This is a genomic window from Erwinia psychrophila, assembly GCF_039023475.1.
Lineage (GTDB): Bacteria > Pseudomonadota > Gammaproteobacteria > Enterobacterales > Enterobacteriaceae > Erwinia.
This window is the reverse complement of record NZ_JBCHVB010000004.1, coordinates 373,779-388,737: the sequence shown is the minus strand read 5'-3', so window position 1 is coordinate 388,737 and position 14,959 is coordinate 373,779. Positions and strand designations below refer to the sequence as shown.

The 14,959-nt window shown below is 56.0% G+C and carries 14 protein-coding genes; 11 read left to right on the top strand and 3 right to left on the bottom strand.

What is annotated here, in order from left to right:
- Positions 1-10 precede the first annotated feature (10 nt).
- Positions 11-2,419, top strand: a complete 2,409-nt coding sequence (gene gyrB / locus AAH446_RS12860) for a DNA topoisomerase (ATP-hydrolyzing) subunit B (protein ID WP_342907071.1) — start codon at positions 11-13, stop codon at positions 2,417-2,419.
- 185 nt (positions 2,420-2,604) lie between these two features.
- Here gyrB and AAH446_RS12855 read toward each other — a convergent pair whose 3' ends face one another.
- A complete protein-coding gene (locus tag AAH446_RS12855; RefSeq protein ID WP_342907070.1) occupies positions 2,605-3,186 on the bottom strand; it encodes a helix-turn-helix transcriptional regulator in 582 nt (193 codons plus the stop codon).
- A gap of 337 nt (positions 3,187-3,523) precedes the next feature.
- Between AAH446_RS12855 and yidA the strand changes: the two genes are divergently transcribed.
- The 8 genes from yidA (at position 3,524) to AAH446_RS12815 (ending at position 11,651) form a co-directional block, all read left to right on the top strand.
- Positions 3,524-4,333 carry a sugar-phosphatase gene (yidA, locus tag AAH446_RS12850; protein WP_342907069.1) on the top strand — a complete coding sequence of 270 codons (810 nt, stop codon included), beginning with the start codon at positions 3,524-3,526 and terminating at the stop codon, positions 4,331-4,333.
- 238 nt (positions 4,334-4,571) lie between these two features.
- A complete protein-coding gene (locus AAH446_RS12845; protein WP_342907068.1) occupies positions 4,572-5,267 on the top strand; it encodes a FadR/GntR family transcriptional regulator in 696 nt (231 codons plus the stop codon).
- Positions 5,264-6,145 (top strand): 2-dehydro-3-deoxygalactonokinase, encoded by an 882-nt coding sequence (locus AAH446_RS12840; RefSeq protein WP_342907067.1) that lies wholly within the window; start codon positions 5,264-5,266, stop codon positions 6,143-6,145. Before AAH446_RS12845 ends, AAH446_RS12840 begins: the two co-directional genes overlap by 4 nt.
- Positions 6,129-6,746 carry a 2-dehydro-3-deoxy-6-phosphogalactonate aldolase gene (locus tag AAH446_RS12835; RefSeq protein ID WP_342907066.1) on the top strand — a complete coding sequence of 206 codons (618 nt, stop codon included), beginning with the start codon at positions 6,129-6,131 and terminating at the stop codon, positions 6,744-6,746. The genes AAH446_RS12840 and AAH446_RS12835 overlap by 17 nt, the downstream gene beginning before the upstream one ends.
- On the top strand, positions 6,743-7,891 hold the full coding sequence (dgoD, locus tag AAH446_RS12830; protein ID WP_342907065.1) for a galactonate dehydratase: 1,149 nt from the start codon (positions 6,743-6,745) through the stop codon (positions 7,889-7,891). Before AAH446_RS12835 ends, dgoD begins: the two co-directional genes overlap by 4 nt.
- Before the next feature lie 191 nt (positions 7,892-8,082).
- The gene (locus AAH446_RS12825) at positions 8,083-9,393 is read left to right on the top strand and encodes an MFS transporter (protein WP_342907064.1); all 1,311 of its coding nucleotides are present in this window, start codon (positions 8,083-8,085) and stop codon (positions 9,391-9,393) included.
- A 1-nt stretch (position 9,394) separates the two neighbouring features.
- On the top strand, positions 9,395-10,336 hold the full coding sequence (locus tag AAH446_RS12820) for a 2-hydroxyacid dehydrogenase (RefSeq protein ID WP_342907063.1): 942 nt from the start codon (positions 9,395-9,397) through the stop codon (positions 10,334-10,336).
- Positions 10,337-10,379: 43 nt separating this feature from the next.
- Positions 10,380-11,651, top strand: coding sequence for a DUF3748 domain-containing protein (locus AAH446_RS12815; RefSeq protein ID WP_342907062.1), 1,272 nt, complete (start codon positions 10,380-10,382; stop codon positions 11,649-11,651).
- On the opposite strand, the gene AAH446_RS12810 is transcribed toward AAH446_RS12815, so the two are convergent.
- On the bottom strand, positions 11,626-12,015 hold the full coding sequence (locus AAH446_RS12810) for a YceK/YidQ family lipoprotein (RefSeq protein ID WP_342907061.1): 390 nt from the start codon (positions 12,013-12,015) through the stop codon (positions 11,626-11,628). The two genes, AAH446_RS12815 and AAH446_RS12810, sit on opposite strands and share 26 nt — an antisense overlap.
- A 299-nt stretch (positions 12,016-12,314) precedes the next feature.
- Between AAH446_RS12810 and ibpA the strand changes: the two genes are divergently transcribed.
- On the top strand, positions 12,315-12,734 hold the full coding sequence (ibpA, locus tag AAH446_RS12805) for a small heat shock chaperone IbpA (RefSeq protein ID WP_342907060.1): 420 nt from the start codon (positions 12,315-12,317) through the stop codon (positions 12,732-12,734).
- Between the two features lie 36 nt (positions 12,735-12,770).
- Here ibpA and AAH446_RS12800 read toward each other — a convergent pair whose 3' ends face one another.
- Positions 12,771-14,021 (bottom strand): valine--pyruvate transaminase, encoded by a 1,251-nt coding sequence (locus tag AAH446_RS12800; protein WP_342907059.1) that lies wholly within the window; start codon positions 14,019-14,021, stop codon positions 12,771-12,773.
- A 419-nt stretch (positions 14,022-14,440) separates the two neighbouring features.
- Between AAH446_RS12800 and AAH446_RS12795 the strand changes: the two genes are divergently transcribed.
- A complete protein-coding gene (locus AAH446_RS12795) occupies positions 14,441-14,914 on the top strand; it encodes a NanQ anomerase/TabA/YiaL family protein (RefSeq protein ID WP_342907058.1) in 474 nt (157 codons plus the stop codon).
- The last annotated feature ends 45 nt before the right edge of the window (positions 14,915-14,959 follow it).

Sequence of the window (14,959 nt, the reverse complement as noted above, 5' to 3'; positions counted from 1 at the left end):
AGAAACGTCGATGTCGAATTCTTATGACTCCTCAAGTATCAAAGTTCTAAAAGGGCTGGATGCGGTACGCAAGCGCCCGGGTATGTATATCGGCGATACGGATGACGGCACCGGTCTGCATCACATGGTATTCGAGGTTGTGGATAACGCCATTGACGAAGCACTCGCCGGTCACTGTAAAGATATCCTTGTCACTATTCACGCGGACAACTCCGTCTCCGTTCAGGATGATGGACGTGGTATTCCTACCGGAATCCACGAGGAAGAGGGCGTTTCTGCTGCGGAAGTGATCATGACCGTGCTGCACGCAGGCGGTAAATTTGATGATAACTCTTATAAAGTTTCCGGCGGTCTGCACGGTGTTGGCGTCTCGGTGGTTAACGCCCTGTCCGAAAAGCTTGAGCTGACCATCCGTCGTGAAGGCAAAGTTCACCAGCAGGTTTACGTTCACGGCGTGCCACAGGCCCCGCTGAGCGTGTCGGGTGAAACGGATCTGACCGGGACCCATGTGCGCTTCTGGCCAAGCCATCAAACCTTTACCAACGTCACCGATTTCGAATATGAAATTCTGGCGAAGCGTCTGCGCGAGCTCTCCTTCCTGAACTCCGGCGTTTCCATCAAGCTGGAAGACAAGCGTGACGGCAAACAGGATCATTATCACTATGAAGGCGGCATCAAAGCTTTCGTTGAGTACCTGAACAAAAACAAAACGCCTATTCACCCGAATGTGTTCTATTTCTCTACTGAGAAAGATGGCATTGGCGTGGAAGTCGCGCTGCAGTGGAACGACGGGTTCCAGGAAAACATTTACTGCTTTACCAACAACATTCCGCAGCGTGACGGCGGTACGCACCTGGCTGGCTTCCGCGCCGCGATGACCCGTACCCTGAACGCCTACATGGACAAAGAAGGCTACAGCAAAAAAGCCAAAGTCAGCGCGACCGGTGACGACGCGCGTGAAGGCCTGATTGCCGTCGTCTCCGTGAAGGTGCCGGATCCTAAGTTTTCCTCACAGACCAAAGATAAGCTGGTCTCCTCTGAGGTGAAATCAGCGGTTGAGCAGCAGATGAATGAACTGCTGGCGGAATACCTGCTGGAGCATCCCGGCGATGCGAAAATCGTTGTCGGCAAAATCATTGACGCTGCGCGCGCGCGCGAAGCGGCACGCCGCGCCCGTGAAATGACGCGTCGTAAAGGCGCGCTGGATCTGGCCGGACTGCCGGGCAAGCTGGCGGATTGCCAGGAGCGCGACCCGGCGCTCTCTGAAATCTACCTGGTGGAAGGGGACTCGGCGGGCGGTTCAGCCAAGCAGGGCCGCAACCGTAAAAACCAGGCTATTCTGCCGCTGAAAGGCAAGATCCTTAACGTGGAGAAGGCGCGCTTCGACAAAATGCTGGCGTCGCAGGAAGTGGCAACGCTTATCACCGCGCTGGGCTGCGGCATTGGCCGTGACGAGTACAATCCCGACAAGCTGCGCTATCACAGCATTATCATCATGACCGATGCGGACGTCGATGGCTCGCACATCCGTACGCTGCTGCTGACCTTCTTCTACCGTCAGATGCCGGAAATCATTGAGCGTGGCCATGTCTATATTGCCCAGCCGCCGCTCTATAAAGTGAAGAAAGGCAAGCAGGAGCAGTACATCAAGGATGATGAAGCGATGGACCAATACCAGATTTCGATCGCGCTCGACGGTGCCACGCTGCACACCAACGGCAGCGCGCCTGCGCTGGGCGGCGCGCCGCTGGAGAGCCTGGTGGCCGAGTTCAACAGCACGCGCAAAATGATCAAGCGTATGGAACGCCGCTATCCAACGGCGCTGCTGAACGCGCTGATCTACCATGCCACGCTGAGCGATCTCTCTACTGAAGCTGGGGTACAGAACTGGCTGGAGAGCCTGGTCACGCGTCTGAATGACAACGAACAGCACGGCAGCACCTACAGCGGTCTGGTACGTGAAAACCTGGAGCTGGGTATTTTCGAGCCGGTTTTACGTATCCGTACCCACGGCGTGGACACCGATCATCCGCTGGATAACGAGTTCGTGACGGGCGGTGAATACCGTAAAATCAGTACGCTGGGTGAAAAACTGCGCGGCCTGCTTGAAGAAGATGCGTTTATCGAGCGCGGCGAGCGCCGTCAGCCGATTGACAGCTTTGAACAGGCGATGGAATGGCTGGTGAAAGAGTCGCGCCGGGGACTTTCCGTACAGCGCTATAAAGGGCTGGGCGAGATGAATCCGGAGCAGCTGTGGGAAACCACCATGGATCCTGACAGCCGCCGCATGCTGCGCGTGACGGTGAAGGACGCGATCGCCGCCGATCAGCTGTTTACCACGCTGATGGGCGATGCGGTTGAGCCACGCCGCGCCTTCATTGAAGAAAATGCGCTGAAAGCCGCCAATATCGATATCTGACGGCGGGTAAAACGCAGGGCGCCGGGCGAGAGCCTTCAGGCGCTCTGCGCCACGATCGGCATGGAGGCTGTCAGGATGACGCCATTCATGGCGTTACGATCGGGCCGGATGGCGGCAACAGGCATCTGGCAACACGCTCAGGCAGATCGTCCGATCTGCCTTTTTTACAGGCTCCGCCCGCCACGCTAAACGTGCCTGGGGTCCTCCAGCGCATACTGATAAAACTCACTGTTATTTTTCATTCCCAGCTTACGCATGACCGCCCGCTTGTGGGTGCTGATCGTTTTAACGCTCAGGTGGGTCAGACGGGAGATATCGGTCAGCGACATACCCTGACGGGTATATTTCACCACCATCGCCTGCTGCTTGCTGAGGCTGTGTTTCGCCTGCCGGCAGGGTTGATGGCTTTGCACAAATACGCCATTAAGATGGTGACAGAACAGCATCATCAATGCTTCTCCCGCGTTGTGTTTTTCAATGCGGAAATTGTGTAGCGGGCAGATACTGCCAGGACCACACTCACACTGTGCGGCGAGGTATACCGTTACGTGTCGCCGGGGAACACGGTTGGTCAGGCGGGGATGAGAAATGCCAGGCATCAACCGGTTAACATCGCTGATAATCAGATCCGGCGTGAGCGGAGACGCATCGGGCTGAGAAATGATAAAAACGGGGTTATCATCTCTGCTGCGGGGCCAGACGCGTGTAATCAGACAGATGGTGCCAGAAATAAAGAAATTATCTCTGCTGACGATCAGAATATTCATTATTTTTCCTCCTTGAAACTGCTTCCCCTGACCCGTCCGGGAGGGTGGGATCCTGTCCGCTAACGGCTGCCAGCAGCTGGAATACAGTGCAGCGGGTTATTACTCTCTGGCAGTGCTTCGCTACACCTGCAAAACAAGCTGTCTTATCCGTAAGCAACTTACCGGAAATGCGCTACGCCTGTGTCATTCCCTGATGTGATAATAACTGTTGGTACTTTACGCGCAAAGTTGCGGTTAAGGCTACTCTTTCCGCCCGGTTTATTGTCCGTAGCGGGCTGGTCTTTTTGCGCTGAACCGCGCTAGCATGGGCATAAATCCGTTAGCTGACGAGGACGTTATGGCAATAAAACTGATTGCGATTGATATGGATGGGACCTTGCTTAATCCGCAGCATGAGATCACGCCGCGCGTGAAGCAGGCTATCCAGGCCGCTCGCGACAAGGGGGTGGCAATAGTGCTGGCTACCGGAAGGCCATTTGTGGGCGTAAAAAACTACCTGATGGAGCTGGATTTACAGCAGGAGGGGCAGTACTGCATTACCAATAACGGTGCGCTGGTTCAGCATGCGGCAACCGGTGAGTGCGTCGCTGAAGTTGCCCTGAACTTTGATGATTACCTCTATTTTGAAAAACTGGCGCGCGAGCTTGGCGTCCATTTTCAGGCCCTGACGAAATCTCTGCTCTATACCGCGAACAAAGACATCAGTGAATATACGGTTCACGAATCGGCCATGACGGGTATTCCGCTTCGCTATCGCGCCGTGGAAGAGATGGACCCCGCTACCACCTTTCCGAAAGTTATGATGATCGATTCTCCCGAGAAGCTGGATGAGGCGATCGCCCGCCTCCCGCAGGAAGCCCGCGAGCGCTACACCATAATGAAAAGCTCGCCTTATTACCTGGAGATTATGGATAAGCGCGTCAACAAAGGCGCCGGCGTAAAGGCGCTTGCTGAACGCTTAGGTCTCTCACGCGAGCAGGTGATGACTCTCGGCGATCAGGAAAACGATATCGCTATGCTGGAATATGCCGGAACCGGCGTGGCGATGGGTAATGCAATAGCATCGGTGCAGGCTGTTGCGCAGTATATTACCAAAACCAATATGGAAGATGGCGTGGCCCATGCCATTGAGAAGTTTGTGCTTTAACCCCTCCAGTCCCGGTCGCGCCGGGGCTTTTTTACCTGCCATCATGCCTTTTCCCGGTCAGCCGCAAATGTCGCAAAAACCTGAATTGTCCGTTTTGTGATCTGCATTGTAGTACAATCTATTATCATGGTACTACAATATCCCCATCAAGCAGAACGCATTTCCAGACGTAAATCGTGCGGGTTCCCCGGGAACAGCGGTAAAGTGAGCAGGAATATCCCGGAAGGCAAGGAGCAACATGAAAGACGAACTCAGTAAAACGGATCGCCTTATTCTGACGCTTGGTGAAGAGATTGTATCGGGCAAATATGCGCCCGGCGCCTCGCTACCGGCCGAAGCTGAACTTTGTGAACATTTCAGCACCTCCCGCAATATTATCCGCGAGGTGTTTCGCTCGCTGATGGCGAAGCGGCTGGTGGAAATGAAGCGCTATCGCGGCGCATTTGTTACCCAGCGCAGCGAGTGGAATTTTCTCGACAGCGACGTTTTGCAGTGGTCGCTGAAGCACGATGGGGATCCAGGGCTAATTGCCGCCATGAGCGAAGTGCGTAACCTTGTTGAGCCGCAGATTGCGCGATGGTCAGCCGGGCGGGCCACCTCGGGCGATCTGGCAAATATTGAAACTGCGCTGAATGCCATGATCGCAAACCATGACAACAGGGATGCGTTTAATCAGGCAGACATTGAGTATCACAAAGCGGTGCTTGAATCGGTGCACAATCCGGTGCTGCAACAGCTTGGCGTGGCGATCAGTTCGCTACAGAAGGCTATTTTTGAACGGACTTATATGCCGGATAACGAAAATATGCCCCAAACGCTACAGGAACATAAGGCGCTGTTTGACGCGATTCGCCACCAGAAGCCGGATGACGCAGAACAGGCAGCCTTAACGATGATCGCCAGCTCAACCCGACGCATGAAGGACATTACGTGACCAGCTACATCGCCATCGACTGGGGTTCCACCAACCTGCGCGCCTGGTATTACGCCAACGGAGAGTGCCAGGAAACGCGACGCTCTGAAGCGGGCGTAACGAGGCTACAGGGGAAAACGCCGGCGGAAGTTTTCGCCAGCGTTACTCAGGGCTGGCCGGTCAATGACCTGCCGGTGGTGATGGCGGGCATGGTAGGCAGTAATGCAGGCTGGCAGAACGCGCCTTATCTCGCCTGCCCCGTCTCGCTGAAGGATATCCCTTCCCGGCTGGTCAGGGTGGAGGGAAAAGCCTGGATAGTTCCCGGGTTGAGCCTTGAACGCGCGGATAACCATAATGTCATGCGTGGCGAAGAAACCCAGCTAATGGGCGCGATCCAGCTTGCGCCAGCGGGCCATTACGTGATGCCAGGCACCCACTGTAAGTGGGTCAGGGCGGAAGGCGACATAGTCGTGGATTTTCGTACCCTGATGACCGGAGAACTCCATCATATCCTGATGAATCATTCGCTGGTCGGGATGGGGTTGCCCGCCCAACAAGATGACGAAGAGGCATTTCAACAGGGGCTTGAAACGGGTGCAAACGACAGCATCCTGCTTGCCCGCTTATTCGAAATACGTGCCGCGCACCTGCTTGGCGTCCGTCGCCGTGAATCGGTCAGCGATTTCCTTTCAGGCGTGCTGATTGGTCATGAGGCGGCCCTGATGACAAAAACATTTCTGGCAGGTAACACCGGGCCGCTTACGGTGATTGCCGGTAGTTCGCTGGCGGGACGCTATCTGAGCGCGCTGCGTTTTGCTGGCCTCACGGCAGAGTTGCTGGAGGGTGATAGCGCTTTCCAGCATGGAATAAGGAGCATCGCAGATGAACTGGAATACTAAGCTACCGCTGATCGCCATTTTACGCGGTATTCGACCGGAAGAAGCCGAAGCGCATGTCGCCACGCTGATTGATGAGGGTTTCGACGCCATCGAAATTCCGCTCAATTCGCCGGACTGGCATCTCAGTATCGCCAGCATGGTAACCCAGTTCAGCGACAGGGCGCTGATTGGTGCCGGTACGGTACTGGAGCCGGAACAGGTTGACCGGCTGGCTGCAATAAACAGCAAGCTGGTGGTCACGCCAAACGTTGATGTGGCGGTTATCCGGCATGCCGTTGCCAGAGGAATGACCGTTGCGGCAGGATGCGCAACCGCCTCTGAGGCCTTCACCGCGCTCAAAGCGGGCGCACAGGCGCTGAAGATTTTCCCTGCATCGGCGTTTGGCCCGGGTTATATCAGCGCGCTGAAAGCGGTGCTGCCCGCAGACATACCGGTGTTCGCCGTCGGTGGGGTCACGCCTGACAATCTCTCCGCGTTCCTGGCCGCAGGCTGTGCAGGTGCCGGGCTTGGCAGCGATCTCTATCGCGCCGGCCAGCCCGTTTCCCGCACCCGTGAGCAGGCGCGCGCATTCGTTAATGCCTGGAAGGAAGCCGTTCAATGAAAATCACGAAACTGACAACGTATCGCCTGCCGCCGCGCTGGATGTTCCTCAAAATTGAAACCGATGAGGGGGTCACGGGCTGGGGTGAACCGGTCATTGAGGGACGGGCCCGCAGCGTGGAGGCGGCAGTGCATGAGCTTTCGGACTCGCTGGTGGGGCAGGATCCGGCACGCATTAACGATTTATGGCAGGTGATGTATCGCGGCGGATTTTACCGTGGCGGCCCGATTCTGATGAGCGCCATTGCGGGCATCGATCAGGCGCTGTGGGACATTAAAGGCAAGGTGTTGGGCGTGCCGGTCTGGCAGCTGCTGGGCGGCCTGGTGCGCGATACGATAAAAGCTTACAGCTGGGTAGGGGGCGATCGCCCGGCGGAAGTGATTAACGGCATAGAAAAATTGCGGGCAATTGGCTTTGACACCTTTAAGCTGAACGGCTGTGCGGAGATGGGCATTATCGACAGCTCGCTGAAAATCGATGCGGCGGTAAACACCGTTGCGCAGATCCGTGAAGTCTTCGGCAGGGATATTGAATTTGGCCTGGATTTTCACGGTCGCGTCAGTGCGCCAATGGCAAAAGTGCTGATTAAAGAGCTGGAGCCGTACCGTCCGCTGTTTATCGAAGAGCCGGTACTGGCCGAACAGGCGGAATATTATCCGAAACTGGCCGCCCAGACGCATTTGCCGATTGCGGCCGGCGAGCGTATGTATTCCCGTTTTGAGTTTAAACGCGTGCTGGAAGCGGGCGGACTTGCCATTCTTCAGCCGGACCTTTCCCATGCGGGCGGCATCACCGAGTGTCATAAAATCGCGGCGATGGCAGAAGCTTATGACGTGGCGCTGGCCCCGCACTGCCCGCTTGGCCCGATTGCGCTGGCCTCCTGCCTGCATGTGGATTTTATTTCACGCAACGCCGTCTTTCAGGAGCAGAGTATGGGCATTCACTACAATCAGGGCGCTGAGCTGCTGGACTACGTCGTTAATAAAGAGGACTTCAGCATCAGAGGCGGCCACTTCGCTCCGCTGACCAAACCCGGTCTTGGTGTTGAAATCGATGAACAGCTGGTGATCGAGCGCAGCCGGCAGACGGCAGACTGGCGCAATCCACTCTGGCGCTTCCCGGATGGCGCTGTCGCCGAATGGTAAATCGCATCGGGCCAGAGCTCATCCCACTCACTTACTGAGGTAAGCGCAGCGGGAAGCGCTCACTTGCTGCCCGGCCAGCATTTCCCTTAATCCACAAGTAAAACAAAAATACATTCATAAACACCTGCTGTTCGTCGCGGGCTGGCTTCCTGCTGCCCGCATTCAACGACGGCGCTACCGAGGTTGTTATCATGAACACTGACCTGTACTCCTCCACGCTCCAGCAGCTCAATGCCAAAATTATCCCGTTTATCATGATTTGTTATTTTGTGGCGAATCTCGATAAAACCAATATTTCTATCGCCGCGCTGCAAATGAACGCCGATCTTGGCCTGTCGGCCAGCATGTACGGCCTGGGTGTCGGCATGTTTTACGTCTCTTATATCCTTTTTGAGATCCCCAGTAATATCATCATGACGAAAGTCGGTGCCCGCCGCTGGATTGCGCGCATCATGATCACCTGGGGAATTGTCAGTACCGGTATGGCTTTCGTGCATAGCGCAAACCAGCTTTACGTTATGCGTTTTCTGCTCGGTATGGCTGAGGCGGGCTTCGCGCCGGGGATCATTTATTACCTCTCCTGCTGGTTTCCAAAAAGTAACCGCGCACGGGCGATGTCCTTCTTTTACATGGGATCGGTGGCGGCTTCCATTATTGGCCTGCCTGTCTCCGGTGCGCTCCTGAATCTGCACGGTATCGCGGATGTGGCCGGCTGGCGCTGGCTGTTTGCGCTTGAAGGATTGCCCGCGGTGATCCTCGGTTGTCTGGTCCTGTGGCGTCTGCCTGATACGCCGGAACAGGCTGCGTGGCTGAGCAGTGAACAGAAGTCCTGGCTGCGCCAGCGGCTCCAGCAGGACAACGTCGGCGTCGAGATTGGCAAAAATCACGGCTGGCTGCGCGCGCTGAAGGATAAAACCGTCCTGCTGCTGAGCCTGGTGTGGTTTTTACAGGCGTTTGGCTCTATCGGCATTACGTTATTTATGCCGCTCATTGTGAAAAGCATGGCGGCCGAACAGAGTAACCTGGCGATAGGCCTGCTCTCGGCGGTTCCTTTTGTGATGGCCTGTCTGTTTATGTATCTGAATGGCCGTCACTCTGACCGGACCAACGAGCGTTCCTGGCACCTTGGCCTGCCGCTGATCCTCTCCGGCCTCTGTCTGGCCGTGGCGATTTATGCCGGTAATCTCATGGTGTCTTACCTGTTGCTGGTGCTGACGGTGGGCTTTAACTTTGCGCTGACGCCCATCTTCTGGGCGGTGACCACCGAGAAACTGGCGGGCGTAGCGGCGGCGGCCTCGATCGCCTTTATCAATACCGTCGCCAATTTTGTCGGGCTGGGCCTGCCGCCAATCCTCGGCAAAATCAAAGATGTCACTAACAGCTATCACTACGGCTTACTGATTGTGGCGATAGCGCTGATCGTGGGCGGCGTGATTGGCATCATTGTCTCCCGCCCGGCGCGCCCGCTGAAAAATGCCCCTCACCCTGCTGCGGAGAGCTGAGATGAAACCAAAAGTACTGAAGCAGGCGACGCTGCCTGAACCCCTGATGGCCGCGCTCCAGGCGCGCTATGAGGTGGTGGAATACGCTGCGCTGACCGGCGACGATTTTGCCGGGCTGGCCGGTGAATTTCAGGTAGTGCTGACCAACGGTGAAGCCGTGGTAACGGCTGAGTTTATGGCATCGTTACCCAATCTGGCGCTGGTGGCGGTATTCGGCGTCGGCTATGACGGCGTGGATATGCCGGCAGCGCAACGGCAAAAGGTGGCGGTAACGCACACGCCTGACGTGCTGACGGAAGATGTCGCCGATCTGGCGCTCGGCCTGATGCTGGCGACATCGCGGCAGATCGTGGCTGCTCAGACGTTTATCCAGCAGGGAAAGTGGTCGCAGGGTAGCTACCCCTGGACGCGAAAAATGTCACGGGCACGCCTGGGTATCGTCGGGCTGGGGCGCATTGGGCTGGCCGTAGCGAAGCGCGCCCAGGCATTTGATATGTCGATTGCCTACTGCAACCGTTCGCCGTTACCAGATGTCAGTTACGCTTATCAACCCGATCTGCTTACGCTGGCGCAGGAAAGCGATTATCTGCTGATCTGCGTGCCGGGCACGGCCGGTAACCGGCACCTGATTAGCCGTGAGGTGATGGATGCGTTAGGCAGTGAAGGGATCCTGATCAATGTAGGACGGGGCAGCGTCGTGGATGAAGAAGCGCTGATTGCGGCTCTGGAAGCGGGAACGCTGGGCGGCGCCGGTCTGGATGTGTTCAGCCGGGAGCCGCAGGTTCCGGAAGCGCTCCAGCATCGGGCAAACGTGGTCATTACGCCCCATATGGCGAGCGCCACCTGGTCAACGCGTAAAGCGATGTCGCAGCGGGTGATGGAGAACGTGAACGCCTTTTTCGCCGGCCAGCCGCTGGTCACGCCAGTACCGGAAAGCCGCTGAATGCATTACCCTTAGCAGCAGATAAGGCTAAGGGTGAGCAACAATGAGTGAAAAACAGCTGACTTTTGATGACCGGAACCATCAGCTTACAAATATCAATGTCTGGACCGCAGACAGCCAGTGGCTGGCCTACGATGTGCGTCCGTCCGGCGCCTCGTTTACCAGCCTGACCATTGAGCGGGTAAACCTGAATGGACAAGCGGAGATTCTCTGGCAGGCCAGGGATGGCGCGCATGTAGGCGTGGTCACCGTCAGCCCCGATCTGCCGCCGCGCTATGTCTGCATTCACGGACCAGAGCACCCTGACGCCAGCTGGAAATATGATTTCCACCACCGTCGTGGGGTGATTATCCAGCATGGTCATGCTGAAAATCTGGATGCCTGCGATATCACTTCTCCCTATACGCCCGGCGCGCTGCGTGGCGGTTCACATGTTCATGTGTTCAGCCCGGATGGCTCGCGGCTGAGCTTTACCTACAACGATCATGTGATGCACGAACTGGACAGCAAGGAAGATCTGCGCAACGTCGGCGTGGCGGTACCTTTGCATCCTGTCTGCCCGCCAAAGCAGCATCCCCGCGAATATGACGGCAGCCACTTTTGCGTGCTGGTCACGCAGACAACCTCCGCCCCACTGCCGGGAAGCGATGAGATTAACCGCGCTTACGAAGAAGGATGGACAGGCACGGCGGGCTACCTGCGGCCCGACGGCCAGCGTCAGCGCTGGGCGCTGGCGTTTATTGGCGATACCAAAGCCGCCAGCGGCGCCACGGTGCCGGAAGTTTTTATCGTCGATTTACCGGAAAAGATGGCGGACTATGCGCTGGCCGGCGATACGCCGCTGGAGGGGACGGATACCCGCCTGCCCGCACCGCCACGTGGGGTGAAGCAGCGCAGGCTGACGTTTACCCACAACCGCGCCTTTCCCGGCCTGGCTACTGCACCGCGTCACTGGTTGCGCAGTTCGCCCCCGGGCAGTGACATCGCCTTTCTGATGAAGGATGACGCGGGCGTGGTGCAGCTGTGGTGCATCTCGCCAAACGGCGGAGAGTCCCGGCAGATAACGCGGGTGAAGAGCGATATTCAGTCAGCCTTTAGCTGGCATCCCGATGGCGATGCGGTAGCGCTGGTTCAGGACAACAGCGTGATGCTGTGCGGGATGCCATCCGGGAAAATGCAGCGTCTGACCGCCCGGACGCCTGAGGCGCCCTGTGCGGAGGCGGTCGTCTGCTCACCTGATGGCAGGCATGTGGCCTATATGCGCAACGTCGGAGGCTATCAGCAGATCTTTATTGCCGGGACGGGACGGCAGTAGGCAGTGAATGGGAGGGTCGCAGCGGCGCAGCATTGGCGAGGCTGGCGGCCGTTCCGTTCTGTTTTTCGCTGCGCAGTATCCTTTCACGCGGGGAATCGGCCGCCTTATCACTCCCGGAACGGTAATAATCCCAGGGCAGCAGCAGCGTATCCATCACGGCGGAAAAAGGTAAATCAACGGCGGCCAGAGGACGCATCACCCACCCGCTGTCCGCGTTGGTAACGGTCTCGTAGCTGGCGCGTGTGCCGGGATAGTAGCCCTGATCGGGTCCTGTGTGAGACATCAGGCTGGAACATCCGGTAGTGCTGGCTACGGAAAGGCAGGCCAGCAGGCCGGCGAAACGGCACGTCTTAAGTACAATCATATTCATCATCCCTTCAGTCGCGGCGGGGCCGCCCTGATTACGATCGTTGATATGCAGGGAAGGTCCCGGTCACTCTGTGGCGACTCATGCACTGGTACAACGAATTCTTCCCTGAGTTTATGCCATTCATAGCTCAATGGTTAAAAAATTTGCGTTTTGGTCCCTTGAAACTTTCGTGCCCGTCACCATTTTATTATCAGGTTCACAAAGCCTGCGCCGACAGGGCAGCGTGGAGTGACCGGCGACCCGTCCATTGTGGAGGGTTTGAAACTATCTCGCTGATAATCAGGAGTCGTAACATGCGTAATTTCGACCTCGCACCTTTATACCGTTCTTCTATCGGTTTTGACCGTCTGATCAACCTGCTGGAATCAACCAGCCAGGGCCAGAGCAACGGCGGATATCCTCCGTACAACGTTGAGCTGGTAGCGGAAAACCAGTACCGGATTACCATTGCCGTGGCCGGATTTGCCCAGAACGAACTGGACATCACCGCCCATGACAACCTGCTTACCGTCCGCGGTTCCCATCCTGAGGAGCAGCAGGAACGCACCTATCTTTACCAGGGGATCGCCGAGCGCAATTTTGAGCGTAAATTCCAGCTGGCCGATCACGTTAACGTGCGTGACGCGCGTCTGGAAAATGGCCTGCTCTCTATTGATCTGGAGCGCATTGTCCCCGAAGAGAACAAGCCGCGCCGTATTGAAATTCTCAAGTAATAAGCGAAATGAGGGCCGCAATCTGCGGCCCTTTTTTTATCCTTCCCGGTGCGCCCGCTCAACTTCCTCAGCCAGAATCACAATCCCCTTCTCAATAACGTCACTCTCCGGCACATAGTTCATGCGCATACACTGATGAGTATGCGGCCATTCGTGTTCAAGGCCGGGAAAAAAGAAGTGACCGGGCACCATCAGTACGCCGCGAAGCTTCAGGCGCTGATAGAGCACTTCGGTTGAAACCGGCAGGTCTTTGAACCATAGCCAGAGAAAAATCGCCCCTTCAGGCTTATGAATCAGGCAGCGATCCTCTGGCAAATAGCGGCGAATAATGGCGATGGTCTGTTTAACCCGCTCCAGATAGAACGGCCTGATCACCTCCTGCGACAGCCGCAGCAGGTCGCCACGCTGGATCATTTCGTTGGCGATCGCCGGGCCGATACTGCCAGGCGCCAGGCTGATAATGCCGTTCATATTGCTGATGGCAGAGATAATGTTCTCATCGGCAATAATAATGCCGCAGCGCGCGCCAGGCAGCCCCAGCTTGGAGAGACTCATACAGAGGATAATGTTGGGATTCCACAGCGGACGCGCCTCGCTGAAGATAATGCCGGGGAAAGGAACGCCATAGGCATTATCGATCAGCAGCGGGATATCATGCTGTTGCGCCAGCACGTCCAGCTTCATCAGCTCTTCATCGGTAATGACGTTGCCGGTCGGGTTGGTCGGGCGCGATACACAGATCAGCCCCGTATCGTCGGTAACAGATAAATGCTCAAAATCGACATGATATTTGAACTGACCTTCCGGGAGCATTTCAATGTCTGGACGGGCGGAGACAAACAGGTCCTCATCCAGTCCAGCGTCGGCATAACCCAGATATTCCGGTGCCAGCGGAAAAAGCACATGCTTTTTGCTGCCGTCGGCCCGCCGTCCCGCGTAAAGGTTAAAAAGATAGAAGAACGCGCTCTGGCTGCCGTTGGTCAGGGCGATATTCTCCGGGCCGATCTGCCAGCCCAGCTGGTCACGCAGCAGGGCGGAGAGCGATTCCAGCAGTGTGGTCTTACCCCGTGGCCCATCGTAATTACAGAGCGCTTCAGCCAGCTTGCCCTCGCTGTGCATCTGCTGCAAAAGCTGAACAAAGTAATCATTCATGGCGGGGATCTGGGCGGGATTGCCGCCGCCCAGCATGACGGCACCCGGCGTGCGTAATCCTTCACCCATATCTTCCATCAGGCGCGCAATACCTGAATGGCGCGTAAATTTCTCTCCGAAGGCGGAAAAGTTCATAGCGTGTTAACTGCTTATCTGAGGCCAGTGAAACCTCACCTTAACGCCACCCCGTGAGCGATGCAATCTTCCTCCCATCCGGCTCGCCCTGAACGCATGACGGCGTACCGCGTTGAACAGACGACAAGCCAGACGGCCAGAGAATAAAGACCCCGCCGGAAGTTAGGAATAATCTGCTTAATATACCGCATTAACGCTAACCCCGTTTATTAGAAACAGAAAAAACAACAAAGCGACTTTCAATTAACAAAATTGAAATATTAAAAATGAAACATCGTTTCGTTTTTATGGGAAAAAGAGTTCAAAAGTATTTTTATTTAGACTGGGATCACAGTTATGCGCATTTGAGTTCCGCTATGATAGGCCATCCGCAGCGGGCTACCCGCTGCAAATAAAACTTAATATTGATGGAATAAAAGATGATTGCTTCCACTATTCAGGATTATCAGCAGGTGCAGGGAGTATCACCCCAGCTTAAATCGTTGATTGGACAGGCGCTGAGCATTATCGAGCGTCAGCCGGATGAAGGCCGTTATGATATTGAAGGTGACGCCGCCTTTGTGCTCATCTCACGCCCGCTGACGGAACCCCATGCGCAGCGTCCCGCGGAGCTGCATCATCGCTATCTTGATGTGCAGATTTTGCTGGAGGGAGAGGAAGTGCTGGGGTATGGCCTTATGCAGTGCCATGCCACGCCGGAGAACGATCAGCTTAAAGAAAAAGATATCGCTTTCTTCAACGCTATTCCGAATGAACAGTTTCTGCATTTTCAGCCGGGTAACTTCGTCATCTTTTTCCCAAAAGAATTACACCGGCCCTTGTGCGCGGTAAAGGACACCCCTCAGCAAATTAAAAAAGCGGTACTAAAAGTGAGAATGGATTTTCTTAATTAACCTCCTGGTAACGTTATTTATTCGTAACTATTCCGCTTTCGGCAC